Source organism: Microbacterium sp. Bi121 (assembly GCF_918698005.1).
GTDB lineage: Bacteria > Actinomycetota > Actinomycetes > Actinomycetales > Microbacteriaceae > Microbacterium.
This window is the reverse complement of record NZ_CAKKLJ010000002.1, coordinates 293536-319985: the sequence shown is the minus strand read 5'-3', so window position 1 is coordinate 319985 and position 26450 is coordinate 293536. Positions and strand designations below refer to the sequence as shown.

At 66.3% G+C, this 26450-nt stretch carries 25 protein-coding genes; all 25 read right to left on the bottom strand.

The window, feature by feature from the left end:
- Window positions 1–5: 5 nt before the first annotated feature.
- On the bottom strand, window positions 6–1142 hold the full coding sequence (gene glf, locus LQZ87_RS04180; protein ID WP_230102195.1) for a UDP-galactopyranose mutase: 1137 nt from the start codon (window positions 1140–1142) through the stop codon (window positions 6–8).
- Window positions 1142–2437 carry a nucleotide sugar dehydrogenase gene (locus tag LQZ87_RS04175; protein ID WP_230102194.1) on the bottom strand — a complete coding sequence of 432 codons (1296 nt, stop codon included), beginning with the start codon at window positions 2435–2437 and terminating at the stop codon, window positions 1142–1144. The genes glf and LQZ87_RS04175 overlap by 1 nt, the downstream gene beginning before the upstream one ends.
- Window positions 2438–2483: 46 nt before the next feature.
- A complete protein-coding gene (gene wecB / locus LQZ87_RS04170; RefSeq protein ID WP_230102193.1) occupies window positions 2484–3554 on the bottom strand; it encodes a UDP-N-acetylglucosamine 2-epimerase (non-hydrolyzing) in 1071 nt (356 codons plus the stop codon).
- 83 nt (window positions 3555–3637) lie between these two features.
- The gene (locus LQZ87_RS04165; protein ID WP_230102192.1) at window positions 3638–4777 is read right to left on the bottom strand and encodes a hypothetical protein; all 1140 of its coding nucleotides are present in this window, start codon (window positions 4775–4777) and stop codon (window positions 3638–3640) included.
- Window positions 4774–5943, bottom strand: a complete 1170-nt coding sequence (locus LQZ87_RS04160) for a glycosyltransferase (RefSeq protein WP_230102191.1) — start codon at window positions 5941–5943, stop codon at window positions 4774–4776. The genes LQZ87_RS04165 and LQZ87_RS04160 overlap by 4 nt, the downstream gene beginning before the upstream one ends.
- The gene (locus LQZ87_RS04155) at window positions 5940–7241 is read right to left on the bottom strand and encodes a glycosyltransferase (protein ID WP_230102190.1); all 1302 of its coding nucleotides are present in this window, start codon (window positions 7239–7241) and stop codon (window positions 5940–5942) included. Before LQZ87_RS04155 ends, LQZ87_RS04160 begins: the two co-directional genes overlap by 4 nt.
- A gap of 11 nt (window positions 7242–7252) precedes the next feature.
- The gene (locus LQZ87_RS04150) at window positions 7253–7663 is read right to left on the bottom strand and encodes a hypothetical protein (RefSeq protein WP_230102189.1); all 411 of its coding nucleotides are present in this window, start codon (window positions 7661–7663) and stop codon (window positions 7253–7255) included.
- Complete coding sequence (locus LQZ87_RS04145) at window positions 7660–9444, bottom strand: ABC transporter ATP-binding protein/permease (protein ID WP_230102188.1); 1785 nt, start codon at window positions 9442–9444, stop codon at window positions 7660–7662. Before LQZ87_RS04145 ends, LQZ87_RS04150 begins: the two co-directional genes overlap by 4 nt.
- Window positions 9445–9447: 3 nt before the next feature.
- Complete coding sequence (locus LQZ87_RS04140) at window positions 9448–10434, bottom strand: Gfo/Idh/MocA family oxidoreductase (protein WP_230102342.1); 987 nt, start codon at window positions 10432–10434, stop codon at window positions 9448–9450.
- On the bottom strand, window positions 10431–11528 hold the full coding sequence (locus LQZ87_RS04135; protein WP_230102187.1) for a DegT/DnrJ/EryC1/StrS family aminotransferase: 1098 nt from the start codon (window positions 11526–11528) through the stop codon (window positions 10431–10433). The genes LQZ87_RS04140 and LQZ87_RS04135 overlap by 4 nt, the downstream gene beginning before the upstream one ends.
- Complete coding sequence (locus tag LQZ87_RS04130; protein ID WP_230102186.1) at window positions 11525–12136, bottom strand: acyltransferase; 612 nt, start codon at window positions 12134–12136, stop codon at window positions 11525–11527. The genes LQZ87_RS04135 and LQZ87_RS04130 overlap by 4 nt, the downstream gene beginning before the upstream one ends.
- A complete protein-coding gene (locus LQZ87_RS04125) occupies window positions 12133–13365 on the bottom strand; it encodes a glycosyltransferase family 4 protein (protein WP_230102185.1) in 1233 nt (410 codons plus the stop codon). Before LQZ87_RS04125 ends, LQZ87_RS04130 begins: the two co-directional genes overlap by 4 nt.
- Window positions 13362–13763 carry a DUF2304 domain-containing protein gene (locus LQZ87_RS04120; RefSeq protein WP_230102184.1) on the bottom strand — a complete coding sequence of 134 codons (402 nt, stop codon included), beginning with the start codon at window positions 13761–13763 and terminating at the stop codon, window positions 13362–13364. The genes LQZ87_RS04125 and LQZ87_RS04120 overlap by 4 nt, the downstream gene beginning before the upstream one ends.
- Window positions 13760–14488: a glycosyltransferase family 2 protein gene (locus LQZ87_RS04115; protein WP_230102183.1), complete on the bottom strand. Its 729-nt coding sequence runs from the start codon at window positions 14486–14488 to the stop codon at window positions 13760–13762. Before LQZ87_RS04115 ends, LQZ87_RS04120 begins: the two co-directional genes overlap by 4 nt.
- Window positions 14489–14520: 32 nt before the next feature.
- Window positions 14521–16458 carry a DUF6541 family protein gene (locus LQZ87_RS04110; protein ID WP_230102182.1) on the bottom strand — a complete coding sequence of 646 codons (1938 nt, stop codon included), beginning with the start codon at window positions 16456–16458 and terminating at the stop codon, window positions 14521–14523.
- On the bottom strand, window positions 16455–17192 hold the full coding sequence (locus LQZ87_RS04105; protein ID WP_230102181.1) for an ABC transporter ATP-binding protein: 738 nt from the start codon (window positions 17190–17192) through the stop codon (window positions 16455–16457). Before LQZ87_RS04105 ends, LQZ87_RS04110 begins: the two co-directional genes overlap by 4 nt.
- Window positions 17189–18118: an ABC transporter permease gene (locus LQZ87_RS04100; RefSeq protein WP_230102180.1), complete on the bottom strand. Its 930-nt coding sequence runs from the start codon at window positions 18116–18118 to the stop codon at window positions 17189–17191. The genes LQZ87_RS04105 and LQZ87_RS04100 overlap by 4 nt, the downstream gene beginning before the upstream one ends.
- A gap of 79 nt (window positions 18119–18197) precedes the next feature.
- Complete coding sequence (locus LQZ87_RS04095; RefSeq protein WP_230102179.1) at window positions 18198–19673, bottom strand: hypothetical protein; 1476 nt, start codon at window positions 19671–19673, stop codon at window positions 18198–18200.
- Complete coding sequence (locus tag LQZ87_RS04090) at window positions 19670–20368, bottom strand: acylneuraminate cytidylyltransferase family protein (RefSeq protein WP_290368243.1); 699 nt, start codon at window positions 20366–20368, stop codon at window positions 19670–19672. The genes LQZ87_RS04095 and LQZ87_RS04090 overlap by 4 nt, the downstream gene beginning before the upstream one ends.
- A complete protein-coding gene (locus tag LQZ87_RS04085) occupies window positions 20365–21411 on the bottom strand; it encodes a nucleotidyltransferase family protein (RefSeq protein WP_230102177.1) in 1047 nt (348 codons plus the stop codon). The genes LQZ87_RS04090 and LQZ87_RS04085 overlap by 4 nt, the downstream gene beginning before the upstream one ends.
- Window positions 21408–22046, bottom strand: coding sequence for a NeuD/PglB/VioB family sugar acetyltransferase (locus tag LQZ87_RS04080; RefSeq protein WP_230102176.1), 639 nt, complete (start codon window positions 22044–22046; stop codon window positions 21408–21410). Before LQZ87_RS04080 ends, LQZ87_RS04085 begins: the two co-directional genes overlap by 4 nt.
- Window positions 22039–23136, bottom strand: coding sequence for an N-acetylneuraminate synthase family protein (locus LQZ87_RS04075; RefSeq protein WP_230102175.1), 1098 nt, complete (start codon window positions 23134–23136; stop codon window positions 22039–22041). The genes LQZ87_RS04080 and LQZ87_RS04075 overlap by 8 nt, the downstream gene beginning before the upstream one ends.
- Window positions 23129–24295: a UDP-N-acetylglucosamine 2-epimerase gene (gene neuC / locus LQZ87_RS04070; RefSeq protein WP_230102174.1), complete on the bottom strand. Its 1167-nt coding sequence runs from the start codon at window positions 24293–24295 to the stop codon at window positions 23129–23131. Before neuC ends, LQZ87_RS04075 begins: the two co-directional genes overlap by 8 nt.
- A complete protein-coding gene (locus LQZ87_RS04065; protein ID WP_230102173.1) occupies window positions 24292–25449 on the bottom strand; it encodes a LegC family aminotransferase in 1158 nt (385 codons plus the stop codon). The genes neuC and LQZ87_RS04065 overlap by 4 nt, the downstream gene beginning before the upstream one ends.
- The gene (locus LQZ87_RS04060) at window positions 25446–26441 is read right to left on the bottom strand and encodes a GDP-mannose 4,6-dehydratase (protein ID WP_230102172.1); all 996 of its coding nucleotides are present in this window, start codon (window positions 26439–26441) and stop codon (window positions 25446–25448) included. The genes LQZ87_RS04065 and LQZ87_RS04060 overlap by 4 nt, the downstream gene beginning before the upstream one ends.
- Window positions 26442–26450: the final 9 nt, after the last annotated feature.

Sequence of the window (26450 nt, the reverse complement as noted above, 5' to 3'; positions counted from 1 at the left end):
TGAGTCTAAGAGAGAGTGTTGTTCCACATCGACAGCGCCGAGCCGATGGCCATGTGCATGTCGAGGTACTGGTACGTGCCGAGGCGCCCGCCGAAGTGGACGTCCTTCTCGCCCTTCTGCAGCTCACGGTAGGCCAGCAGTCCATCGCGATCAGCGGGCGTGTTCACCGGATAGTACGGCTCGTCGCTCTTCTCAGCGAACCGGGAGAACTCGCGCATGATGACGGTCTTGTCCGTCGGGTACACGTCCTTGCGCTCCGGGTGGAAGTGCTTGAACTCGTGGATGCGGGTGAAGGGGACATCCATGTCGGGATAGTTCATGACCGGGGTGCCCTGGAAGTCGCCGATGTTGAGCACTTCCTGTTCGAAATCGAGCGTGCGCCAGCTGAGCTCACCCTCGGCGTAGTCGAAGTAGCGATCCACCGGGCCGGTGTATACGATCGGCACCTGACCGACGAGCGCCCTCTTGTTCAAAGGCTGCGACTCGTCGAAGAAGTCCACGTTCAGCTTCACGTCGATGTTGGGGTGCTCGGCCATCCGCTCCAGCCACGCGGTGTAGCCGTCGGTGGGCAGGCCCTCCCATGTGTCGTTGAAGTACCGGTTGTCGTAGTTGTACCGGACGGGCAGACGGCTGACGATGTCACCGGAGAGCTTGTGCGGGTCGGTCTGCCACTGCTTCGCCGTGTAGTCACGGAAGAACGCCTCGAAGAGAGGGCGGCCGACGAGGGCGATGCCCTTCTCTTCGAAGTTCTGCGCTGTCTTGACGTCGAACTCGCCAGCCTGTTCCTTGATGAGGGCTCGTGCTTCGTCCGGCGAGTACGCGGCCTGAAAGAACTGGTTGATCGTTCCGAGGTTCACTGGCATCGGATACACGACGCTGTTGTGGTTCGTGTACACGCGGTGGACGTAGTTCGTGAAGGACGTGAAGCGGTTCACGTACTCCCATACCGTCGCGTTCGACGTATGGAACAGGTGTGCACCGTAGCGGTGGACCTCGATACCGGTTTCGGGCTCCGCCTCGCTGTAGGCGTTGCCGCCGATGTGAGGGCGGCGGTCGATGACGGTGACCTTGCGGCCGGCTTCAGCGGCACGCTCAGCAATGGTGAGGCCGAAGAAACCCGACCCTACGACGAGGAGATCCATCAGGCGGCCGTCCCGACGACGACGCGGGGTGTTCCTGCCCAGAGGGCGGCGTCGGTGGCGTTGCGTCCGTCGACGAGGAGCTTCACACCGGGGAGGTCTGCCGGGGTGAGGGTCTTGTAGTCGGCGTGGTCGGTCTGCAGGATGACCAGGTCAGCGTCCCCGCCGATCTCGTACGGGTCGAACCCGAGCCCGCGCAGTTCCTCGTCTGTGTAGAGCGGGTCGTGCACGACGACCTGCGCCCCACGATCCGTCAGCGCCTTCACGGTCGGGAACACGCCGGAGAACGCGGTCTCCTTCACCCCGCCCCGGTACGCAGCACCCAGCACGACAGCCTTCTGCCCGGACAGATCGCCGAGGATCCCCTCAGCCTGCGCGACCAGACGTTCCGGCATCGACGCGTTGAGCTGCCGGGCCACGCGCACGATGTCCGCATCCGGATCCGTCGACAGGTACAGCCGCGGATACACGGGGATGCAGTGCCCGCCCACGGCGATACCCGGACGGTGGATGTGGCTGTACGGCTGCGAGTTGCACGCCTCGATCACCTTGTACACGTCGATACCGTGCGACGCGGCGAACAGGCCGAACTGGTTCGCCAACCCGATGTTCACATCCCGGTACGTCGTCTCAGCGAGCTTCGCCATCTCCGACGCCTCCGTCGACCCGAGGTCCCACACCCCGTTCGGCTGGGCAAGGTCGGGACGCTCATCGAACTGCAGCACCGCCTCATAGAACTCCCGCGCCCGCCGGTTGCCCTCCTCCGAGAGCGCGCCGATCAGCTTCGGATACTTACGGAGGTCGGCGAAGACCCGCCCCGTCAGGACGCGCTCCGGCGAATACGCCAAGAAGAAATCCTTCCCCTCGACAAGACCCGACCCCTCCTCGAGCATCGGCTTCCACCGGTTACGGGTCGTTCCCACTGGGAGAGTCGTCTCGTACGAGACGAGCGTGCCCGGGGTCAGATGCTCAGCGAGCGAACGCGTCGCCGCGTCCATGTACTTGAAGTCCGGCTCCCAGGTCTCATCGTTCACGAACACCGGCGCGACCAGCACCACGGCATCCGCACCGGGGATCGCGTCCGCGTAATCCGTCGTCGCACGAAGCCGACCGGCCGGAATCAGCTCAGACAGCTTCTCCTGCAGATGAGCCTCACCCGGGAAGGGCTCGAGCCCCGCGTTGATGGTGTCGACTGCCCGCTGGTTCACGTCGACCCCCACCACCTCATGACCGGAGTCGGCGAACTGGACGGCGAGGGGAAGCCCGATCTTTCCGAGGGCGACGACGGCAATACGCATGAGATCCAGTCTACGGGGCGAAGGTGTGGCGGACGCTCAGGCAGACTCAGGCTTCGGCAGCGTCGAGGAGCTCGCTGATCACGCGCTCCGCTGCGTGGCCATCACCGTACGGTGCCGCGTCAGTAGCGATAGGCCGAGGCCGCGTCACGGCCGCGGCGATCTCTTCGGCGCTGTTCGCGAGGACGTTCCATCCCAGTTGAACCGTCTCGACCCACTCGGTCTCCGTGCGCACCGTCGTGCACGGGACACCCAACAAGAACGCCTCCTTCTGGAGGCCGCCGGAGTCGGTGACGACACCTGCGCTCGAGAGCGCGGCGGCGATGAGCTCGGGGTACGCCAGAGGTGCGTGTGCGATCAAAGATCCCTCCATGAGCTGGATGTCGTGTGAAGCGGCCTTGGCGACGACCCGCGGGTGGGCGAGAAGAACCACAGGCTTGTCGAGCCCGGCCAGACCGGCTACCACGTCCCGAAGACGATCCGGATCATCGGTGTTCTCGGCTCGATGGATCGTCGCGACGTAGTACCCGCCACGGGTCAGGCCCAACTCCTCCAGCAGCGCGGAAGGTCGACCGGCGACATCGTCGCGAACCTCGAAGAGCACGTCGGTCATGACGTCGCCTACGAGCACAGTCCGGCCGGCCAGCCCCTCGGTCGCAAGGTGGTCGACTGCCACCTGGGTCGGAGCCAGCAGCAGGTCTGCCGCGTGGTCGGTCATGACGCGGTTGTGCTCTTCGGGCATCCGCCGGTTGAAACTGCGCAGGCCGGCTTCCAGGTGCGCGACGGGGATATGCATCTTCACCGCGCTGAGGGCTGCCGCGACCGTCGAGTTCGTGTCGCCGTAGACGAGCACCCAGTCGGGCCGATGCTCGTCGAACACTGCGTCGAGGGCCGCGAGCATCGATCCGGTCTGCACCCCGTGCGACCCGCTCCCGACGCCCAGGTGCACGTCTGGCGCGCCGATGCCCAGGTCGTCGAAGAACACGTCCGACAGCATCGGGTCGTAGTGCTGTCCGGTGTGCACGATGATGTGCTCCACCCCGGCGGCGAGCGCCGCCTTGTGGATGGGAGCGAGCTTGACGAACTGCGGGCGCGCGCCCACGACACTGACGATCTTCACGGCGTCAATCTTAGGGTGCCCGTCTGATCCTCCGATGGACCACGCGCATCGCGGATGGTAGACCGCGCACGCACGCGCGCGGTCTACGCCACGAGCCTGCGCAGAATCTCGTCTTCGACGAGCACATCGGACTTCGAAGACAGCCGTTCGGCGACACGGTCGGCAGCCAACTTGAAGCCGGCGATCTGATCTGCGGTCAGACCGCGAATTGCGTCCGCCAGATCTTCCGCGGAGTATCCGGGCACGATGACACCGAGACCATTCTCATTGATGAGTCGGTCGGTCTCGACCGCCGAGCCGAAGACGAAGCCGAGGCGCGCCTGGACGAAATCGAAGAACTTGTTCGGCAGCATCAGCCGGTGGTTCGGCGTATGGTGCGGCAGCGCGAAGACACCGAGGTCGTAGGGATTCAGCGTCGCCGGCAGATCGTCAGGTGCCACCGCGGCGTGCAGCTGCGTACGGGGGCTCGCTTCGACGCGAGCGACCAGCTGGCGCCAATAGGCATCCGCCTGCCTGGACTTCACCAGGTAGAGGTCAAGGGTGTGCCCGTCGCCGAGCAGGTCGACGGCATCGATGATCGCCTCCAGGTTGCGCCCCGGCACCGCCCCACCGCTGTGCACCAGACGGATGCTGTCCGCCGCAGGCGACGGCGAGAGTTCCGGCCGGTACTCGATGGCGTTCCGGACGATCTCGCAGCGGACTCCGAACTGCTCCTCGTACATCTGCGCGATCGACGCGTTCACAGTCGTCGCGGCATCCGCTCGCGGGAGATACTGCGCGCATACCCAAGTCATGAACGGCGCGACCAGAACACGCCACGACAGCACATGCGTCCGCTCCTCCGGCGCCCACTCGTGCAGATCGCACCAGATCTTCGGTGCCCCCGCCACCTCGAAGGCGAGAGGAAGCGCGCGTGCCTCGTTGGCCACCACGATGTCGAACTCCCGGCCGCCCAGAAGTGCCCTGGCTGCCTTCACGGCAGGTGCCTCCATGGCGACGGATCGGAATCGACGCAGCGCGAGTTTGACGACGCCGACGGGCGTCTGCGGCAGTGAGGGCAGCTCGCTCGGAATCGAGAGATGATCCGCGGCGGCGTCCGGGCGGTCGCCGTACGACAGGGTGGTGACGTCGCCATGTCGGGCGAGCACCTCCAGCTGCCTCAGGACGCGGGCGTCGCTGCGGATGTCCGAGAAGGAGATGCAGAGGATGCGCGGGCGGGTCATGAGTGCTCCTCGGTCAGATCGCGATAGTGCGCGGACAGCTCAGCAGCGCTGGTGCGCAGGCTCCGCTTCTCGACGACGAAGTCCCTGGCCCTGGCGCTCATGGCCCTCCAGTCGGCACCCGGCAGGGCGAGCACGGAGCGGATCGCATCACCGAGCGCCGGGATATCTCCCTCTGGCACGACGACGCCCGTGCTGCCGTCTTCGAGCATCTCGGCCGCTCCCCCTGAATCGTAGACAATCGCCGGGACACCGGACGCCTGCGCCTCCAGCGACACAAGGCCTGCGGCCTCGCGCCAGCGACCGTACCGTTGCGTAGGAAGAACGAAGACCGACGCACCCGAAAGCGCGTCGCGGACGCCAGCTCGGTCGACCGGCCCGCGCACGTCGATATGGGAGTGCTCAGCGGCCGCGGCCTCAGCTTCCGCGCGCAGCGCCCCGTCGCCGACGAGGACGAGCTCGTGAGGAACGCCACCGACGATGTCGATGGATGCGCGGATAAGGTCGCGCACCCCCTTCGCCGGAGAGAGCGCGCCGACGAAGACGACCCGCGGAATCCCGTCGCGCACGGCAGCTGCAGGGCGATAGAGGTCGGTATCGACGCCCTGGTAGTGCACCTCCACCCGCGCCGAATCGGCTCCGGCTCTGACAACCATGCCCGCGAGATACTCGCTCACCGCGAGAATCCGCGTCGAGGCGTCGAATGCCCTCGTCACAGTGCGTTGGTGCCACCGGAGCATGGGCTTGCCGAACGCGTTCCGCTCGGAGAGCGGGGTCAGCGGCACATACACGTCTGCACCATGAACGGTGAGCAGGAGAGGCACGCCGAGCCGGCGTGATGCCGCGACGGCCGGCTGCGACCAGTTCGCGAAGTGCTGGTGCACCACTTCCGGTGCAAACTGCTGGATCTGACGTCTCATGCGCCCGAAGAGCAGCGGGAGGGCCCGCTCGCGACGGCTCCAGGAGAGCCGTCGCGACGGCACGAGCGAACCGGCCGACGCGTCTTCTACTCGGATCCCCCGCAGCACATCCGCGTCGGTGACCTCGGCGGCCATCGTGAACATCCTGAAGTCGAAGTCATCGGCGAGCGCGAGAGCATGCTGCACGGCGAAATAGGTCGGGGGAATCCGCAGTGACCCCTTCGTCAGAGCGATCCGCGTCGTGTTCATGGTCGCACCACCCGCCGCAGGGCTTCGATCCGCGGAGCCAGCTGCGCGTGGCGCGCGTAGCGCGAGCCCCAGGCCTGCGCTTTCGCCCGCTCCTCGGGACTCTGGCACGCAGCAATGCCTGCTGTCTCACCCAGCGCATCGGCGATGTCGGACGCACCGAGTGATCGGGCGCCGACCCAACCAGGAGCGCCTTGGATGACGTCCGTGGCCGCGTTACCAGGGTCGTGCACCGAGATGATCGGGATACCGGTTGCCGCGTACTCATAGACCTTTCCGCTGGTGACGTACTTGCCGGTACCGAGCGCAAGCACCAAGGCGTCGAAATCTGCGTAGGCCTCGCCGATCCGCGACTTGCTCACGGGCCCGAGGAAGCTCACGCCGTCCGCCGCGAACTCACCCAGCACTCCCGAGGCGGCACCGTCGCCGGTGTGGCCCAGGTACCCGTGGATCACGAGTTGAGCGGACGCGGGCACATCGCCGCGTTCTCTGGCCAAGCGCCAGCCCTGCAGTAGCGGCGCGATCGGAACCTGATCCGTCACTGTGCCGATGTAGCCGAAGACCAGTCCATTCACCCGATCCGGTCGAACGGGCGCGGTGAGCGGCACCTCATACTCGTCGAAGCCGTTCGCCACGACGTGCATCCGGTCGCCTCGACCGTACCGACGCTCATGCCACGCTCGGATCGGATCATTGACGAACCACACCTCGGTCGCGGACGACAGGAGCCTGCGCTCGAGGCGCGCCACTCCGGGGATCCAGCTGTGGAGAGTCTCGCCGCTGAACACGTCCAGCGTCCACGCGTCGCGGTAGTCCATCACATACGGGATCTCGTAGCGACGCGCGAGGTACGCTCCAGTCGAGAAGTCCACGTTCGGGTTCGCGGTTCCGATGCACAGGTCGACCGGATGCGCTGCGTGCACGCGCGCCGCTGCCCTCTCCAGCTCGGGACGCCAGCGACCGTAGGTGAGCTCGGGAAAACTTCGAAGATCGCGCAGTCGATCGATACCGCGCCAGAGCTCGATGTTGCGCGCGCGCAGTCGACTCCACGCCCGCAGATCGTTGCGATGCGCAGTGGCGTGTGGGTCGACGCGCACCACTCGAACGCCCGGATCCACCGTCTCCTCGAGGGACGGGTCGATACCGGTGCTGGTCTCGAAGACCGCACGCGGAACGGTGAGTACAGTGACATCCCAGCCCGCGCGCGCGAACGCATTGACTGTTGCGAGCGCCCGGTACACCCCGCCCGCACGGCTCGGGGGAAAGCTCCACGCTGTGTACAGCAGGTGGGGTCGTCTCATCGGCCCGCCTCTCACGGTACTTCCTGCTTCGCCGCCGCATAGCCGCTCACTGCACGGAGATCCGCGCGGCGCGCGAGCTGCCAGCAGGTGAAGTTGGCGTCGCGGTCGCCGGCGACCAGCAGGTCGACTCCGCAGAGGAACTCGCGCACGCGCGCGTCACCGCGAACCGCGCGCCAGAATCGCGCGCCCGGATCCAGCGGAGACATCCGCAGAAGCATCCGCGCAGCTGCGTTCCGCGACAGCATCCTCGAGATGCGATCCGCCGCGCGCGCGACGGGTCCATGCGGCTGCGCGATGACCAGCACCTCTGCCGACGAGTGCACTCCGCCCGTGGGCATCATCCAGCGAACACGCACCGTGTCCGACAGATCACCCAGCGGCTGACTGGTCGGAGCGCGCGTCGTCACGACGACCACGTTCACGCGAGACCCGCCAGACGTGCCTGCGCCGCGAACGCCGGGTTGGTCGCGACGACCTCGTCGAACGTGCCCTGGGCGCCTATCGTGCCGTCCTGCATGAAGATGATCTGATCGGAGTCGCGGATGGTGCTGAGGCGGTGCGCGACGGCAATGACCGTCACGTCGCCGTGCAGTTCCCGGATCGCCTCGGCGACATCGGCCTCGGTCTTGGTATCCAAGGCGCTGGTCGCCTCATCGAGCACGAGCACCAGGGGCTCGTTGTAGAGGGCGCGGGCGATGCCGAGACGCTGCCTCTGCCCCCCGGACAGGCTCAGGCCACGCTCGCCCACCCGGGTGTCGAGACCATCGGCTCGTCCCTCGATGACGCTCCACAGCTGCGCACGACGTGCTGCCTCCTCGACCCGAGCACGGTCGTAATCGTCGCTCCACGTCAGCGCGATGTTTTGCGCGATGCTGCCATCGAACAGAGTGACCTCCTGAGGCACATACCCGACGTGGCTCCGCCACGCCCGCAGCACATCGGCCAGCGGGCGGTCGTCGACGCTGATGGCCCCCCCGGTAGGTGAGAGCAGACCGAGGAGCAGGTCGACGAGCGTCGACTTACCCGCACCGGAGGCACCGGCGATGCCGACCGTGCTGCCGAGCGGTATGTCGAGGGAGACATCGCGAACGGCGGCGACGTCGCTGCCCGGGAACGCGAATGACACGTCCTCCAGTCGCAGAGCTTGCGGCTGGGCCGGGAGCGGCTCGTACCCGAGCATCTCGCGGTCGGCGTGATATCTCTTCGAGGCCTCGATATCGGCGATGACGAGTTCGATGTACGGAGCCGCGGTGACCGTGCGGGTGAGCACGGTCTGAAAACCAGTCAGCGAGGGCACGAGCCGGAACCCGGCGACGCCGAAGAGTGCGACCGCCGAGATCGTTGCGCCCATGTCACCGCCGTTGGTGAGATACGCTCCACCGCCCACGACGATGAACCCGCCGATGATGGCCGCATCGAACACGAATCGCGGCACGGCGGATAGGAAGCTCGAATTCGCCCGCGCCTGCGAGGTGCGTGCACGGGTTGCGCCGACCACTGCAGTCACCTCGTCCGCCTTGTCACGGAGCGTGATCTCCTTCAGCGCGGCGATCATCCCCGAGATCAGAGCGGCAACGCGAAGGGAGGAATCACGGGCGACCCTGGCGGCCTGGCGAGTCTTCCCGCTGAGCACGAAGTACTGCAGCAGTGCGATACCGCCGAGGTACACGATCGTGATCAGCGCTGTCAGCGGCTGCGCCACGACGATGACGGCGACGACCCCGACAGACGTCACGAGCAGGCCGGGCAAGGTCGTGATCGGCAGCAGGAAACCCGCGACGACGTTCGCGATCGCGCTGTCGGTCATAGCGACGATCTGGGCGCTGTTACGCGATATCCGGTCGGTCCACGAGGAGCGGATGTAGGCGCCGAACAGCTCCTGCCCGACCGCCAGCTCGTAGCTCGCGAACCGGCGCGTGGCGATCCACTGCAACCAGACGTTGGCTGCGGACTTCGCGATGACGATCGCGGCCAGAATGAGGATCAGCCACACCAGTTGGTCCTGGGGAATTTTGCCCACCAGCGGAAGCGAGGCACCCGTGCCGGCGACCGTCCCCGCCAGGGCGACCGCGAGCAGCATCAGCGCGGTGACATCGATCAGAGCGAGGACCGCCGACACTAAGCCGAAGACCGTCAGGAACCTGCCCGTGGACGGCGGCAGCAGGGGCAGCAGCCGCCTCAGGGTGCGAAAGATCTCGAGCATGGCTCAGAGGTGCACTGACTCGCCGACGCGGGCGGATTCCAGGGCCGCTTCCACGACGACGAGCGTGCGCTGTCCCTGTTCCATCGTGACGACATCGGTCTGCTGTCCCAGGACGGCGTCACGGAAGTTCTCGTGCTCGACACGCAACGGCTCGCGCTTGGCGAACGCGAAACGCGTGACATCGCCCTCCGACACACCTCGGAACGACGACACAGACTCCCACTCGAGCGGGATCGTTCCGTTGGCGTAGAACGTGAGGTCGCCTGTGGAGGTGTCGGCGATGAAGGCGCCCTTCTCACCCGTGACGACCGTGACACGCTCCTTCATCGGAGACAGCCAGTTCACGATGTTGTTCACGATCACACCGGATGCTGTGCGCCCGGTGATCGTGATCATGTCCTCGTATTCACGACCGGACTTAAACGCGGTCTGCGCGAAGACCCGCTCGTAGTCGGATTGCACGACCCACGCGGTGAGATCAACGTCATGGGATGCGAGATCCTTTGCCACGCCCACGTCAGCGATACGCGACGGGAACGGGCCCTGACGGCGTGTGGCGACCTGGTACAGAGCGCCCAGCTCGCCTGCTTCGATCCGACGGCGCAGCTCCTGCAGAGCGGGGTTGAAACGCTCGATGTGCCCGACGGCACCGACCAGACCTGCAGCCGCGAACGCATCAACCATCCGCTGTCCTGCCTCGATGCTGTGCGCAATCGGCTTCTCGACCAGCGTATGAACACCGGCGGCCGCAAGCTTCAGCGCAGCATCCTCGTGGAACCGAGTCGGCACCGCCACCACGGCGATGTCGATGCCCGCATCGATCAGCGCGTCGATATCCGGAAGGACCTGCAAGTTTCCGGCCACGCCATGCGGGTCTCCGCCCGGATCAGCGATCGCGGCGAGCTCGACTCCGTCCAGCTCACGCAACACACGGGCATGATGGCGGCCCATCATGCCCACACCGAGTAGACCAGCGCGCAACACCATCAGGCACCCGCCTTCGCGACAGCGTTCACCGCGGCGACGATCCGATCCAGATCGTCCTGCGACAGCGACGGATGCACCGGCAGGGAGACGACCTCACGCGCGGCCCGCTCCGTCTCGCGAAGATCCAGCCCCGGAGCGTAGGGTGCGAGCGAGGGCAGACGGTGGTTCGGGATCGGGTAGTACACCCCGGCGCCCACATTGTGCTCCGCCTTGAGCGCGGCGACGAACCCGTCACGGTCCTCGGGAACCCGGATCGTGTACTGGTGGTACACGTGCACCGCGCCATCGGCGACCGGCGGTGTGAGCACGCCGCGCAGATTCGCATCGAGGAAGGCTGCGTTCTGCTGCCGCGTTTTCGTCCACGCGTCAACCTTCGTCAACTGCACACGGCCGATAGCAGCGTGGATGTCCGTCATGCGGGCATTGAACCCGATGATCTCGTTCTCGTACTGCTTCTCCATGCCCTGGTTGCGCAGCAGCTTCACCCGACGGGCGAGGTCCTCCGTGGCGGCGGTCACCATGCCGCCTTCGCCACTGGTCATGTTCTTCGTCGGGTACAGGCTGAACATCGCGAACTCGCCGAACGTGCCGACCGGGCGCCCCTCCAGCGACGCACCGTGCGCCTGCGCGGCATCCTCGTACAATGCGACGCCGCGCTCCGCGGCCAGCGCCTCCAACTCCCGCATCCGCGCGGGGTGCCCGTACAGATGCACTGGCATGATCCCCTTCGTCGCGGACGTGAGCGCCGCGGCAACGGCCTCAGGATCCAGCGTGAAAGTGTCCGGCTCGATGTCGACGAACACGGGCGTCGCACCCGTCAACGCCACCGAGTTGCCCGTCGCCGCGAAGGTGAACGACGGGACGATGACCTCGTCACCCGCACCCACGCCCGCCGCCAGCAGGCCCAGGTGCAGACCTGCCGTACCCGAATTCACCGCGACCGCCGCGCGGCCCGCGACGAAATGCTCCGAGAACTCGCTTTCGAATGCGGCGACCTCCGGCCCCTGTGCGACCATGCCGCTGCGCATCACACGATCGACGGCTTCCCGCTCCTCATCACCGATGATCGGCTTCGCGGGGGGAATGAAATCGCTCACACGGACTCCTTGCTCAAAATGCCATCGTTCTCTACATACCGGTCGCCGGTGTTCGGGCAGACCCACACGTCCTCGTCCTCGCCCGCCACGAGCGGGATGCCCGACTCCCCCACCCAGCCGATTCGGCGCGCAGGGACGCCCGCGACGAGTGCGTAGGGCTGAACGTCCTTGACGACGACGGCACCGGCGGCGACCGTCGCCCAGGCCCCGATCCTCACAGGGGCGACGCAGGTCGCACGCGCGCCGACGGATGCCCCGCGCTCGATTGTCACGCCGACGGGCGTCCAGTCATGGGCGCTCTTGAGCGAACCGTCCGCATTGATAGCGCGAGGGTACGTGTCGTTCGTGAGAACCACGGCCGGGCCGATGAAAACGCCGTCACCGAGTCGAGCCGGTTCGTAGACGAGTGCGTAGTTCTGCACCTTGCAGTTGTCGCCCATGACCACGCCGTTGCCGATGTACGCGCCACGCCCGACGATGCAGTTCTCGCCCATCCGCACGTTCTCGCGCACCTGCGCGAGGTGCCAGATAGAGGTGCCATCGCCGATAGATGCGTCAGCTGCGACGTCGGCGGAGTCGACGATGCGAACAGAAGTGGAGCGAGTCACGCGGCCTGCCCTTCATCTCGGTCAGCGGGTCTGTCCGAAGCGTCCCCCAGCTTACCCGCGGTGCCCAGGGCCGCCTGGGAGACCACCGCCGAGACGCGCGCTGCGACCGCGGTGAGAGACACGTTCGCTCTCGCCCACGAGCTCCGCTGCGCACGCAACCGCTCACGCGTCCCGTCCTCGGTCTCGGCGATCAGCTCCCGCATGGCCGCGGCCACGGCCACAGGGTTGAAATCGACGGCGTGACCGAGTTGAGCCGAACGCACCAGCTCCGAGCCGGTGGCGGGACCTGCGAAGAGCACCGGGGTTCCGACGGCGGCCGCGGCGTACGTCTTCGTCGGTCGCGCGAAGTCGTAGCCGATTCCCGGCACGATGCTCACGAGCGAGGCGACCGCGCCGCGGATCCAGGACGCCGACTCCTCTGGGGTGACGACTCCGCCGAACTCGACCCGTCCGGGCACGAGTTCCTCCGCGATCCGCTGCAGCTGCTCCTTCATCGCGCCCTGTCCGAAGAATCGCAACCGCACGTCGGGAACCTCATCGGAGATCTGAGCGAACCCGCGGACGAAGATCTCGGGCTGCTGCCACTCGGACATCGTGCCGGTGTACACGAAGTAGCGGTCGGACGCCGCCGGCTCCACCTCCGGGGTGAACACGTCCGTGTCTACGCCGTTGCCGACGGTCGTGACCCGGCCACGGTCGGCGCCGAGCGCGATGAGCCGCTCCGTCACCTCATCCGAGACCGAGATGATACGAGCGGAGCGCGCAAGTACGGTGCGCTCGAGCATCTTCATGATCGTGATCACCGCTTTGGGAGCACCCATCGAGATGACCCCGTCGGTCCACACGTCTGCGGCGTAGTACACCACGGGCTTCCGGCGCAGAATGCCGGCGAGCACGACCACAAGGCCCGTCGTCGGCGGGGACTCCGAGACTGCGACGTCGAAGCGGCGCGTGAGGACGCGCAGCATCAGTGGGATGTCGAAGCTCATGTACTGCACGTAACCGCGGACGTTTCCGCCGGCGTCGCGCAGCACGGGCCAGCGGCGCACATGCACGCCAGGGGGGTCGGCGATCGTGGGCGCCGTGCTCGGGGGCGTCGTCGTCAGCACGGTCACCTCCGCCTCGCGACGGGAGAGGGATCGGGCGAGCGCGCCGAGCCGGAACGCGCCGGCGCTCACCTCCGGTGGGAAAAGACGAGAGGCGATCAGGGCACGGATCGGGCGTCTCATTCGGTGCGGTCCTCCGGGCTCTGGTCATCGGGATGCTTCGGCGCACTGAGGCGTCGCTCGAGCTCGGCGATGCGGTGCTCGTGGAACGCGGATCGTTCGGCGAGCGTGCGCAGCTTCTCCTCGACGCGAGTGAGCTCGGCCCCGTACTGCAGACTCACGAGGAAGAGGAGTCCGATGGCGATGAAGAACACGAGGTTCGTCGGAACGCTCACACCCAGCGTGCGGGCGGCCCAGGTCAGCGTCTGCGGGAAGATCGCGATGACCAATGCAAGGACGCCGCCGACAAACCACCACACTGCGTGGCGTTCGCGCAGCGTTCCCCGGCGCATCAGCTCGACGATGGCGATGAGGGCGAAGACGGCGGCAGCAATGCCGAAGGCATAGGTGATCGGATTCACGCTTCCTCCTCCAGCGGCGTGCGCGGCCGCATCATCGCGAGGCCGAACGCGGCGCAGGCACGGAATAGGTACACCGCGGCCTTGATCGGGTGGTGCGACGGCGTACCGGCCTGGCGTTCGTGCATCACCACCGGCAGCTGACGGATGATGAGCCCCGACCGTGCAGCAATCACGAGCGACTCGATGGTGTCACCGAGGTACTCCGCAGGGAAGCTGTCCGCGAACAGGCGCACTGCCCTGGGGCCCGCAGCTTTGAAGCCGCTCGTGACGTCGGTGAGCCTGGTGTGCGCCACCGAGCTCATCACGACGGCGAGCAGACGCATCGCCCATCTCCGTGGTCCGCGCGCGCCGTACTCCCCAACACCGGCGAATCGCGCCCCGATAACGAGATCGGCCTCGTCGAGCGCAGCGATCAGCTGCGGAATGGCGACCGCGTCATGCTGTCCATCGGCGTCCACTTGCACGACGACGCCGAAACCGCGATCGAGTGCGAAGCGATAGCCCGCGCGCATCGCCCCGCCGACACCGAGGTTGTACGGCAGCGTCAACACCTCCGCACCCGCCTCTGCGGCACGCCGGGCAGTCGCGTCGGTTGATCCGTCGTCGATGACCACGACCGTCGCGGTCGGGACCGCGGAGCGCACGTTGCGGACCACGTCCGCGACGGAATTCTCTTCGTTCAGCGCCGGAATCACGACGAGAACGGACAGCTCTAGTGGACGCATCGCCTGTGATCCTACCGACTCGGCCGACCGTTTCACGGAGCGCATGCCGTGATGCGCCACAGAGACGCATCACCCCGCTCTGCAACAAGCTCGAAGCCGTCCTCGCCAGCGAAATCGGTCATCCCCGGCATCAGCCACCGGCCGGCCCGCGCCTCGCCCGGCCCGAAGTCGAGCACGAACTCGGGGTCGCCAAACGCGTGCAACGCCGTGCACACGGCGGGATCGGATGCGGCATCCCGCAGATCCTCCGCGAGGACGTTCCACGCCTTGCCAGCGGGGGGCGACCAGGTGCGAGGGAACACGTCGTAGCCGGCGAGCATGTACCCGAATCCCGCTCCCGTGGACGGATTGGCGATGATGCGATCCCCTGGCGGCACGTACTCTCGCAGATCTTCGAGAAGCTCCCGTTCATCCGGCTCGAGATAGTCGCTTTCCTCGACGGCGTACTTCGAGTGCAGTTCGACGGTCGCGTCGAGGAACTGGGGCATCGCGACCGGGCGCAGCAGCACCAGCACCACCATGCCCACCACAGCGACCGCGAGCGGGATCAGGGTGGTGCGCGTGTCGTCATCGCCATGCTTTCGCAGCACCCGCTGCCGGACCAGCCGCACTAGCGCATCGAAGCCGATGGCGGCAAGAGGCACGACGACGATCGGGGCGAGAGCTGCGAGACGGTACGGGTCGGCGTACCACACGGCGAGCACCCCGTTGCGGATGTTCTCGCGACCGACGGTGGCGACGAGGAAGTAGAGCACGCTCACCGCGACCCAGCCCACTGCAAACCACTGCAGAGGCCGACGCCGCACGGCGACCGCGAGCCCGACGACCATGAGGACGCTTATGCCCACGGCCCACGGGATGCGCATGTGCCCGTTCAGGAGGATGTCGAGAAGTGCCTCCCCGCGGCTCCGGAACGGAGGCCAGTGCGACCCACTGGTACCGGATGCGAGGTATCGCCACGTCACTGCGACGACCGCCCACGCGAGGACGACGAGACCGAGTCTTGCCACAAGGGCGCGCGGCACAGGGTTGCGCAGAATCCAGAACGTGAACCAGATCGCACACAGCAGCGCCCACGGGACCGCCGTCGACGGCTGCGCTAGGAGCAGAGAGACCGCGGCGATTCCGACGAGGATCACTCCGAGGATGCCGTGGCGCACCGTGCGGTCTGCGAGAAGCCAACGTGGCAGCGATACCACCGCCGCCACCGCGGCCGGAACGAGCGCAGTCGACAGCGCGTTCGGATAGAGGACGCCCCATTGAAACAGCAGCAGCGGGAAGGTCTGCAGCGCACCAGCGAACACAGCCGCGAACCCTGCAACGATCCCGGAGCCGGTGAGCACCCGCGTCAGCCATGCGATGCCGAGCGTCCAGATGCCGGCCCCAATGACGAGCGTGACGACGTTCGCCGCGACGGGGATCTCCACCCCTGTGACGAGGACGATGAGTGAGACGAAGCCGTGCCACACGGCCGGATAGAAACTGTGCCCACCGATCACGCCGCTCACGTGCAGGACGGACGCGTCAGAGGTGTCCAGGATGTACTGGACGGCATTCAGATGGAACACCGCATCGTTCGTCTGCGAGATCGCCGACGCCGGTCCGATGTAGGCGATCAGCCGCCATCCAGTCACGAGCATCCCGACCGCGATCGCCACGGGGAGCACCCACGTCCTGCCGACGAAAGTCCGATGCTCGACACGCACGCGCCCGAGGAAGACACCCAGCAGCCAGGCGACTGCGGCGAGCAGCAGCAGCGCTAGCGCGACGGTCAGCGGATTCCAGGAGACGCCGGCGAAGCCGAAGATCAAGCCGACGGCAGCGAGCATGATCGCACTCACCGGGGGTGCGAACGCAACGAGGGGCAGGCGGCGCACCCCGATACCCGCGAGTGCGACGCCACCGGGTACGAAGAAGAGCGCAACCGCGACGAGCAGCGCCGGCAGCGCGGCGACCCACTCGCCAATCATCGGTCTACCAGCGCGATCGCGCCCTCGATGTCGCCGTCGAAGACCACCTCGCCCTTGTTGATGACGACGCCGCGGGTGCACAGCTCGCGCACCATCTCCATGTCGTGGCTGACTACGACAAGCGTCTTGCCCTGCTCGATGAGCTCTTCGAACTTCAGCCTGCACTTCTCACGGAACGGAGCGTCGCCGACGGAGAGGATCTCATCGACGAGGAGCACGTCGAGTTCGACGTGGATCGCAACTGAGAACGCAAGACGCATGAACATGCCCGACGAGTAGTGCTTGACCTCCTGGTCGATGAACTGCTCGATTTCGCTGAACGCGACGATCTCATCGTAGCGTTCCTCAATCTCATGCCGTTTCATCCCGAGGATCGCGGCGTTCAGGAACACATTCTCTCGCCCGGAGAGTTCGGGATGAAAACCCGCACCGACCTCGATGAGGCCGGCGACCCGACCACGAGTGAGGACATCGCCCTCGTCAGGCTCCATCACACCGGAGATGAGCTTGAGCAGGGTGGACTTGCCGGATCCGTTAAAGCCGAGGATCGCCACTGACTCGCCCTCTTCAATGACGAGGTCGACCCCCTTGAGCGCTTCGAATTCGCTGGTGAGTTTGCGTCGCTTGATCCACGACACGACGGTGTCCTTGAGCGAGAACGCGTGATTGAGGGTGAAGCGCTTGCGAGCGTCGTCGATGATGATGCTGGGCTTGGACACGGTGTGCGCAGTCATAGGTCCTGGGCGAACCTTCCCTCGAGGCGGCGGAAGACAGCCTGTCCGATCAGCAGAGTGACGATGGCGATGAGGAACGTCCACAGGGTATTCCAGCCCAGATTCGGAGGCAGATCGGCCATGCCGATCCCCTCGATCGTGATCGTTCCCTCGGAAACCGGGCGCCAGAACGCGTAGTGGAATAACTCCACGGCCTGTGTGATCGGGTTCAGAAGGTAGACCTCCACGAGCCACTGCGGCCAGCCGAGCTTGCTGACGATCGCATCCTGCACCTGAGTCCAGCTGTACAGAACCGGCGACGCCCACGTGGCCAGTAGCAGGAGGAGTTCGACGATGTTCTCGGCATCCCGATAGCGCACGTTGAGCGCGCCGAACAGCAGACCGAGACCCAGGCTGAATAGGAGTACGAGTGCGATTGCTGCGAAGATCGCTAGCACTCCGAGGAGCGACACGTGCGTGATCCAGCCGAGCACGAGGCAGACCAGCAACAGCAGCGCGAGCTGCGGCAGGAAGTGCACCAATGCCACGATGGCAGCAGAGACCGCGAACAACTGCCGCGGCAGGAAGACCTTCCGTACCAGCGGCGCATTGCCGACGATCGACGTCGTCGCGTTCTTGAACGCCTCGGAGAAAAGGTTGATGACGATGATCCCCGAGAAGAGGTACACCGCATAGTTCGGGATGCCCCGATCGAGGTTCAGGAAAAGTCCGAGAACCACCCAGAACACCAGGAACTGGGCGCCGGGACGCACGTACGACCATGTCCAGCCGAGCACGGAGTTGCGGTACCGCGTGGTGACACCTGTGCGCACTAGGAGCAGGAGAAGGTAGCGCCAGCGCACCACGTCGATCAGGCCACGGCTCTTGCCCGGTGTGTCGAACTGGTTGCGCGGGACAGCGGCGAAAAGATCTCGGGTGTCAGTCACGGGCCTACTCATTCAGCACGCGACGACGGTTACGCCGCGGGGATGACGCCATTCTAGGACAGAGAACCTGAGTCGCCACTCATCGCGGACGCGTGCGCGTCGCATGCGCGTCGTCGTCGGCGACACGTCTTTCCAGCCACTGCGCGTAGGCGGCAACGGCATCCGGCGCCCAGATCGCGGGGTCGGCCGTCGCGACGAACCGCCCTCCGTGCTCGATGTCGGCGAGCCTCGCCGCGACGCCGGGGACGTCGACGACGCGCACACCGAATGCGTCGCCGATGACGTTTTGCGCGAATGCGCTGTCGCGCGCGATCACCGTGCAGCCGAATGCGCGTGCTTCGAACAGCACCGTGCTCGCCTCCCCGATGACCACGGCAGCATGCTTCAGGGACTCGTAAACGTCGGGTTCGACGTCCACGGCGATGCCGGGAGTCGACGCGATCCGCGGGTACCGTCGTGCTGTCTCCGCGCGCTCGCCCGGATGCGGACGGAACGCGATCGCCCAGTCACCGCCCACTGCGGCGTGCAGATCGGCGACGAACCCATCTGTCGCGCTCGGATCGGTGCGTGAGGAGATGACGAGTATCCGTCTCGGGCGCTCGGCCTCGGCCAACGCCGCCTGACGCTCGAGATGAGGCTTGCCGATGGTTGTGACTCGACCGGGGTGACGGATCGAATCCGTCCAGTAGTCCCCGAACGTCAGCACCTCGTCCGGGAGGGCGCGTCGAAGCGATGGCTCCTGGAATGCTCGCCCGTAGTTGTAGGCGGCATGCGAGGGACCAATCCAGCCGTGCTGCGGTTCGACGACGTACGCGCCTGCGTCCTTCATCGCACCGACCGTCTCGCCGTGATACGAATACGATCCGTTGTCGAACACGACAAGGCGTGGGCGCATCCTGTCCAGCATCCGACGCAGTTCGTCCATCTCGAACGGACGAAGACGTTCCGTCCGCAGCGCGCGCGTGCCGATGTCGTCGAAGGCGTCGGCCTCGACTCCGAGCCTCGACGCGTACTCACGGAGCAGTCGTCGCACACCGTCTGCGAATCCGGTGGGCAGCATCGCGCCGCGCTCGCGCCACCTGGCCCGGGCTGTCGCGGGCTCCATGCTCAGCGTCGGTCGGAACAGCGGCGCTCCGGCGGGCGCAGGGAGCGGCTTCTTCTGCACGACGACCGCGCCGGGTGTCACGAAGGCGAAGTCGTCCACGAGCCAGTTACGCGCACGATCACCTGCGACGGTGAGCGTCGTACCGGAGACGTAGAAGCATACGTCGTGTGCGCGGCCGTGGCGCACGGCATCCCATCGGCTGGGGAGGTGGCCGCGGACGACGCGCCTGAACTCGCCCCAACGCGTCCACGTGGATTCCGACGCGACGGACACGCTCCCCGTCTGCCGTTCGCCGAGCGCCCAGGCGATCTGGACGCGCACGTGCGCCCAGAACGGAACAGTGGCCCCTGGAAGCACCTCGAAGAGCGAGTCAGGCGACTCCTCCTCCAGTTCGAGGATGGCGCGCACGGCATCCGAGGTGCGTCCATCGAGATCGGCGTGATCGGTCACAGGTCGACCCGCTGGTCCATCAGCCATTCGACGATGCGGAAATCGAACTCGCTGTCGACGTCGATGGATCGCTCCGCCGGCATCTCGTACAGGATCGTTGACGGAAGGAACACCACTTGATCCTCCAGCAGCGACTCCCGGCGCCAGACGTAGATCGAGCCGTTCATATCGAAGCAACGAGGCGCATCCTGTCGGCGCAGAACCGCATCGTCGGGCTTCTTGCTCACCGCGACAGTGCCGTCCGGCTGCTCTTCGACAAGGTTGAAATACGGATTCCGGCGTGCTTCCGACCCTGTGATCAGGGACTCTGGACGGACCTCTTCGAACATCGACACGGCAGTGCGGATGTCGTCGACGGTGCGAAGCGGGCTGGTCGCGTCGAGATCGACACACACGTCGTATCGGGCACCGGTGCGATCTTCCGTGCTGCGCACGGCGTGGGCGATGGCCGGGACCTTGCCCGCGGTGTCCGTCGCCATCTCCGGCGGGCGGCGGATGACCCCGGTGGCACCGAACGTGGGGGCTAGAGCCAGGATCTCGTCCGAGTCGCTGGAGACCACGACCTCGTCGAACAGTCCGGTGGCGACGGCCTGCGCCACCGAGTGGCCGAACAGCGGTCTGCCTGCCACGATACGGAGGTTCTTCCCCGGCACGCCTTTCGATCCTGCTCTCACCGTTATCGTGCAGATCCTCATCGTCCGCTCCGTTCCCACGCCTGTCGAGCGCGCTCAAGATCCTCTGGGCGCCCCACGTCGATCCACTCCTCGTGGATCTCGAAGGCTCCGACGGACCGACCTTCGTCCATGAGCCGGGCGAGCACCGTCGGCATGTCGCAGTACTCGTCGGCCGCGAGCGACTCCAGCACTCTCGGGTCCAGCACATAGATGCCGGCGCTGACGAGCTCGCTGTGATAGGGCTTCTCCGCGAGCGCGGTTACCCGGTCGCCTTCGCGTCGAATCACCCCGAACGGGATCTCGAACCCGTACTCGCGCGCGCCGATGGTGGCCGTGTGTCCGGCAGCCGTGTGGGATGCGAGCATGCGACGAAGATCGACCTGGGTGAGCAGGTCGGAGTTCATCACCACGAAGGGCTCATCGACGGCACCACGGAGCTGCGCCAGAGCGCCGGCGGTCCCCAGTGGCGCTGGTTCATGCAGATACGTGATCTCGAGGCCGTGCTCTGCACCGTCTCCGAGATGCTCCTCGATGAGATGACCCAGGTGATTCACCGAGACATGCACCCGACGGAAGCCCTGATCGTACAGTCGGCTGAGGATGATATCGATCATCGGCACGTCGCCCAGCGGCACCAGCGGTTTGGGGATGTCCTTCGTGATCGGATAGAGCCTCTGTCCCCGACCGCCGGCCATCAGCACGACCGGCGTGGGCAGAGGCGTCGCGATGCGGTCGCCCTCCGCCACCACATCGACCATTCGCCCGGCGTCGTCGACGACCGCGACCACTCGGATGCCGCGGCGCGACTTGAGCTCGTCGACGACTTCCTGGCTCGCGGTCGGAGCAACGGTGGCCGGAGTCCGATTCATCACTGCCTCAACACGGTCCTCCAACCCGGAGCCCGAGAGCAGTCCTCGACGCACGTCGCCGTCGCTGACGGCACCGACCAGCCGACCCTCGACGTCCTCGACGAACACGACTTGAAGGCGGCTGCGGTCCAGGTGTATCAATGTCGTCCTGATCGTCGTGTCCGGCGCAACGATCAGGTCCGTCCTGTCGATCATGCATGCACTTCCTTGTTCGGGCGGGGCCGCGCGGGCACGCCGACCACTGTGACGCCCGGAGCCACGTCCGAGATCACGACCGCTCCCGCACCGACGACACTCCCCGACCCTATCGTGAGCCCTTGTAGCACACGGGAGCCGAGCCCGATGTGGGCGCCGCCGCCGATACGGACCTCCCCGCCCAGTACAGCCCCCGGCGAGACGTGCGCATGCGCCTCCACGATGCAGTCGTGCTCGACGATCGCTCCGCTGTTGACGATGGCGTCCACGTCGATCGTCGCCCCGGCGCTCACGATGGCGCCGGCGAGCACCTGCGCCGACGGATCGATGCTGGCTTCAGGATCGACGATCGCGCGGGGATGAATCACGCCGACGACGGTGAACCCGCGCGCGATTGTGTGATCGTGCAACCGGCGGCGGGCTGCTGTGGAGGCGATTGAGCCTAGTCCGTTCACGATGCGGACGTCCGCCGGATCCAGACCGTCGAGGACGTCATCGTCGCCCAGGTAGGGCAGCGACCAGTCCGGCGACGGCTCGGGGGCGAGGTATCCGCGCACACTCTCCCCCGCGGCGAGAAGCGCAGCGAGCACGGATCGCGCATGTCCCCCGCCGCCGAGAAGGATGAGGTCAGGCATCGATCAGATCACCCCTGCGGTACGCCCGACTGGCGCTAGTGCCGACGACCTCCCAGAAATCGAACGATGTCCGGCCCGATGCAGGTCGGAAGCAGGCGACGTCATCCTCGACGATCGTCGCGCCGGCGGCGATGGTGCGCGTGGCGACGAGGCTGCGGCGCACGACCGCGCGATTCCCCTCCTCCACCGGCTGACAGTGCTTCTCGCGCGAACCGAGCATCACCGGCACGCGTCGCAGGTCTGCGACATACGCGTGCAGCCCGTCCGGGTCGAGCGACGCAGCGTGGTCTGGGCCGTCTGCGTTCACGTCGAAGGTGAAGTGCTTCTCAACGACAGTGGCGCCCAGGCCGACCGCGATGACAGAGGCCAGCGATCCCAGCGAGTGATCCGAATAGCCGACCCTGTGTCCGAACGTCTCGGCGATTGTCTGCATCGCGCGAAGGTTGAGATGCTCGTCAGCCGCCGGATACTCGGTGGTGCAGTGCAGGATCGTCACGTGCTGCGAGAAGTCGACGAACTGGTCTCGTTGCGCCCAGGCACGGGCGAGTTTGTCCTCGTGCAGGCGTGTGCCGACCGGCAGTACGCCATGTGCCTGCGCCACCCCGGCTGCAAGGAATCGCAGCGCCCGCTGGATTTCGGGAATCTCGGCCATCCCGGTTGAGAGGATGATCGGAAGCCCCGTACGACCGGCGGCGACCAGTAGCGGGGCGAACGTCAGGTCACCCGAGGCGATCTTGACGATCGGGATGCCGAGTTCGCCGACGAGGAAGTCGAGCCCCGCCTCGTCAAAGGCCGTCGACAGGAACTGGATGCCGCGTGAGTCACAGTGGTCACGCAGGGAGCGGAACTCTTCGTGCGTCAGTTCGAGCTGTCGCAGCAGATCATGCTGCGTGCGACCGTCTTCGTCGGACAGTCGCTGGTAGTCGGCAAGCGCGGCGCTCTGCAGCGCAAGTGCATCAGCCGAGAACGTCTGGAACTTCACGGCGTCAGCGCCGGCGGACGCGGCGAGATCGACGAGTTCCTTGGCCGTCTCGAGCGAACCGTTGTGGTTCACTCCTGCTTCTGCGATGACGAAAACCTGGTCAGTCATGGGCGGGTTCTCCCTGAAGGTCGTGGAAGGACTTGCGTGGCGGGCGCGGAATGGTCGCGTCACGCAGGGTAGCGGCGGTGCGTTCAGCGAAGCCGGAGCCCCCGAAGATGCTGGTCTCGACCGTGGTCGAGGTTCGCTCGATCGCCGCGCGCACGGCGGCCGCGATCGAGTGGCGATCCGGCCGGGGGACAGCGACGGACTCCGCGATCGGGCGACCCTTCTGTCGGTCCCCGATGAGCACGGATGGAACGCCGAGGACCGGAGCCTCGAGCACGGTGCTCGACGAGTTGCCCGCGACGACGGCGACGGAGGACATCGCGCTGAGGTACCCGAGCTGACCAAAGGACTCGACGAAGTCGACTCTGTCGGGATGCTCGGTGACGAAGGCCGCGATGCGGGCTCGCACGTCCGCCGTGCCGATGTCCGAGTTCGACCCCGTGATGACCATGTGCAGCCCGTTCACGGCGAGGAGGCCATGGAGAAGCTCATCGACGAGAACCTCGGGCTCTGCGGCATCCATCACGGCAGGATGGAAGGTGACCAGAGCCGTCGGTTCAGGCAGGCGGATGCCGAATCGACGCTCGACCTCACCCTTGGACAGCAATTCAAGAGCATCCAGCGCGTCGACGATCGGGGCGCCATGGGCGTACACGCGGTCCGGCGCTTCCCCGAGCTGGATGACGCGGCGGCGATGATCCTCTGTGGACGCGAAATGCAGGTATGACATCTTCGTCAGCGAGTGCCGCAGCGCGTCATCCATCGCGCCTTCGGTGACCTCGCCGCCGTGGATGTGCGCGACGGGCACGGAGAGGATCGTCGCCGCGGTCGCTGCGGCGAAAGCTTCGAGCCTGTCACCGAGAACTACCAGCACATCGGGAGCGATCTCGGCGAGCGCGTGTGCATAGCGGGGTATCGCAGCACCCACATCTGCGGCAACGGCCAGCCGGTCGTCGCAGCCGGTCCAGATCGGAACGGCTGCGGCGACGGCGAATCCGTCAGCCTCGATCTCGCTGCTCGTCCGTCCGAACTCGTCGACGAGATGGGTGCCGGTGGCGATCAGCCGCAGCGCGAGCTCCGGGTCGTCTTCGATGGCACGAAGAAGGCCCCGCAGCAATCCGTAGTCCGCCCGCGTCCCGGTCAGAACCGCGATCGTCCTCATGCGGCCGCCAGCGACGGCGTGCTGGGGATGCAGATCGTACTGGCATGCAACGCCTCGGCGACTGGAGTCTCTGCACGGGGAAGATCGCGGTACGGCGCTTGCCTGTGGAGCAGATTCCAGAACGGTCGGCACTGCAGCCCGGCGTCGTTGGTCGCCTCCAGCACCGCGTCACGCTCGCGCAAGCCGCCATCGACGCGCAGCGCGCAGAGCCAGTAGTTGCTGGTTGTTCCGGTCGGTTCGGCGAGGAAGTGCAGTCCAGGCATGTCGGCGAACGCCGACCGGTACCGGCCGGCGAGCATGCGCTTGGCCGAGAGAAACTCGGGTAGCCGCTCGAGTTGGGCCACGCCCAGTGCGGCGTTCAGATTCGGCATTCGGTAGTTGTAGGCGACCTCGTCGTGTTCGAACTCCCAGCGATGTGGAAGCTTCGCCGTCGTGGTCACGTGTTTGGCGCGTCGGGCGAGTTCGTCGTCCGCGGTGAGAATCATGCCGCCGCCGCCCGTTGTGAGGATCTTGTTCCCGTTGAAACTGAGAATGCCCAGGCGGCCGAAGATTCCGGTGTGCATGTCAGCGACCCGGCTGCCGAGGGACTCAGCGGCGTCCTCGACGACGGGCACGCCGTACTCGTCCCCGAGCGCCACCAGCTCGACGATCCGCATCGGATGGCCGAGGGTGTGCATCGGAACGATCGCGGCGATCCGCCGCCCCGTGCTTCCGTCGACCAGGCCGTCAGGCCCGGAGCTTGCGGCACGCAGTACACGCGCGACAGCTTCGACGGACATCCCGAGCGTCTCCTCGTCACTGTCGACGAAGAACGGCACGGCCCCGGCATGGGAGACGGCGTTGGCTGTCGCGACGAATGAGAGTGTCGGGACGATCACCGCGTCGCCAGGACGCACACCGGCGAGTTCGAGAGCCACCTGGAGCGCGGAAGTTCCGTTGGAGACGGCGATCGCGTGCGCCGCGCCGGTGTACGAGGCGATGCCGTCCTCGAAATCTGTGACGAATGTGCCGACGCTGGAGACGAAAGTCGAGTCCAGACACTCGAGCACCCTGGCCTTCTCACGCTCGGTGATACTCGGGATGTGGAGTCCGACGAACGAGTCGTCGCCGACGACACTGCGGATGGCGCCGACGACCTCTGCCGCGACGCTCATACGACGTACGCGTCGGTCCGATAGCGGGCGAGGTTGTCCGGGTCGGTGAACCACTGCGCGGTCTCGCGCAGCCCCTCGCGGAAGCCGTCGTCGCCGCTGAAGCGGGGAGCCCAGCCGAGGATCTCCCTCGCCTTGGTGTTGTCGGAGAAGAGTCGTTCGACCTCGGAGTTGGCCGGGCGCAGTCGCGCGGGGTCTTCGGTGGCGACCGCGTCGATTCCCATGGCTTCGGCGATGAGCTCGAAAGTGCGCCCGATCGAGACCTCGAAGCCGACGCCGAGGTTGATGACCTCGCCAACTCCCGCGGTGCTCGTGAGTGCAGTAGTGAAGCCCGCCACAGTGTCAGGCACGTAGGTGAAGTCGCGCGTCGGTGTCAGCGCGCCGAGCTGGATCTCACGCTTACCCGCCGCGAGCTGGCTGATGATCGTAGGAATCACGGCACGCGCCGATTGCCGGGGCCCGAACGTGTTGAACGGGCGGATCGTCACCGTCGGCAGGCCGAAGGACGCGTGATATGAGTTGACCATCTGGTCGGCGGCGATCTTGGAGGCCGAGTACGGCGACTGCCCCTGGAGCGGGTGCCCCTCGTCCATGGGGACGTAGCGAGCCGTGCCGTAGACCTCGCTCGTCGAAGTGTGGATGAAACGGCTCACGTCCGCCGCCCGCGCCGCATTGAGGAGGTTCAGGGTGCCCTGGATGTTCGTCTGGACGTAGAGGTCGGGAGCAGCGTACGAGTACGGGATCGCTATCAGCGCGGCGAGGTGCAGGACGGCGTCGCGGTCGCGAACAGCCGACATCATCAGCGCGGGATCGCGGATGTCTCCAGGGAGGAACTCGATCTGAGAGGCCACGTCGGGAGAGATCCCGTCAAGCCATCCACGCGAGTCGAACGAGTTGTACAGCACGAGTGCCCGGACGTCGTGTCCATCCCTGACGAGCTGCTCCGCGAGGTGCGATCCGATGAAACCGTCAGCGCCTGTGAGCAGTACCTTCATACTCCCAGT

What these genes read in the sequence shown, in the direction of transcription:
- glf (WP_230102195.1), bottom strand. Translation starts at nt 1,142, where the DNA reads ATGGATCTCCTCGTCGTAGGGTCGGGTTTCTTCGGCCTCACCATTGCT.
- LQZ87_RS04175 (WP_230102194.1), bottom strand. Translation starts at nt 2,437, where the DNA reads ATGCGTATTGCCGTCGTCGCCCTCGGAAAGATCGGGCTTCCCCTCGCC.
- LQZ87_RS04165 (WP_230102192.1), bottom strand. Translation starts at nt 4,777, where the DNA reads ATGACCCGCCCGCGCATCCTCTGCATCTCCTTCTCGGACATCCGCAGC.
- LQZ87_RS04160 (WP_230102191.1), bottom strand. Translation starts at nt 5,943, where the DNA reads ATGAACACGACGCGGATCGCTCTGACGAAGGGGTCACTGCGGATTCCC.
- LQZ87_RS04155 (WP_230102190.1), bottom strand. Translation starts at nt 7,241, where the DNA reads ATGAGACGACCCCACCTGCTGTACACAGCGTGGAGCTTTCCCCCGAGC.
- LQZ87_RS04145 (WP_230102188.1), bottom strand. Translation starts at nt 9,444, where the DNA reads ATGCTCGAGATCTTTCGCACCCTGAGGCGGCTGCTGCCCCTGCTGCCG.
- LQZ87_RS04125 (WP_230102185.1), bottom strand. Translation starts at nt 13,365, where the DNA reads ATGAGACGCCCGATCCGTGCCCTGATCGCCTCTCGTCTTTTCCCACCG.
- LQZ87_RS04115 (WP_230102183.1), bottom strand. Translation starts at nt 14,488, where the DNA reads ATGCGTCCACTAGAGCTGTCCGTTCTCGTCGTGATTCCGGCGCTGAAC.
- LQZ87_RS04110 (WP_230102182.1), bottom strand. Translation starts at nt 16,458, where the DNA reads ATGATTGGCGAGTGGGTCGCCGCGCTGCCGGCGCTGCTCGTCGCGGTT.
- LQZ87_RS04105 (WP_230102181.1), bottom strand. Translation starts at nt 17,192, where the DNA reads ATGACTGCGCACACCGTGTCCAAGCCCAGCATCATCATCGACGACGCT.
- LQZ87_RS04090 (WP_290368243.1), bottom strand. Translation starts at nt 20,368, where the DNA reads ATGAGGATCTGCACGATAACGGTGAGAGCAGGATCGAAAGGCGTGCCG.
- LQZ87_RS04085 (WP_230102177.1), bottom strand. Translation starts at nt 21,411, where the DNA reads ATGATCGACAGGACGGACCTGATCGTTGCGCCGGACACGACGATCAGG.
- LQZ87_RS04080 (WP_230102176.1), bottom strand. Translation starts at nt 22,046, where the DNA reads ATGCCTGACCTCATCCTTCTCGGCGGCGGGGGACATGCGCGATCCGTG.
- LQZ87_RS04075 (WP_230102175.1), bottom strand. Translation starts at nt 23,136, where the DNA reads ATGACTGACCAGGTTTTCGTCATCGCAGAAGCAGGAGTGAACCACAAC.
- neuC (WP_230102174.1), bottom strand. Translation starts at nt 24,295, where the DNA reads ATGAGGACGATCGCGGTTCTGACCGGGACGCGGGCGGACTACGGATTG.
- LQZ87_RS04065 (WP_230102173.1), bottom strand. Translation starts at nt 25,449, where the DNA reads ATGAGCGTCGCGGCAGAGGTCGTCGGCGCCATCCGCAGTGTCGTCGGC.
- LQZ87_RS04060 (WP_230102172.1), bottom strand. Translation starts at nt 26,441, where the DNA reads ATGAAGGTACTGCTCACAGGCGCTGACGGTTTCATCGGATCGCACCTC.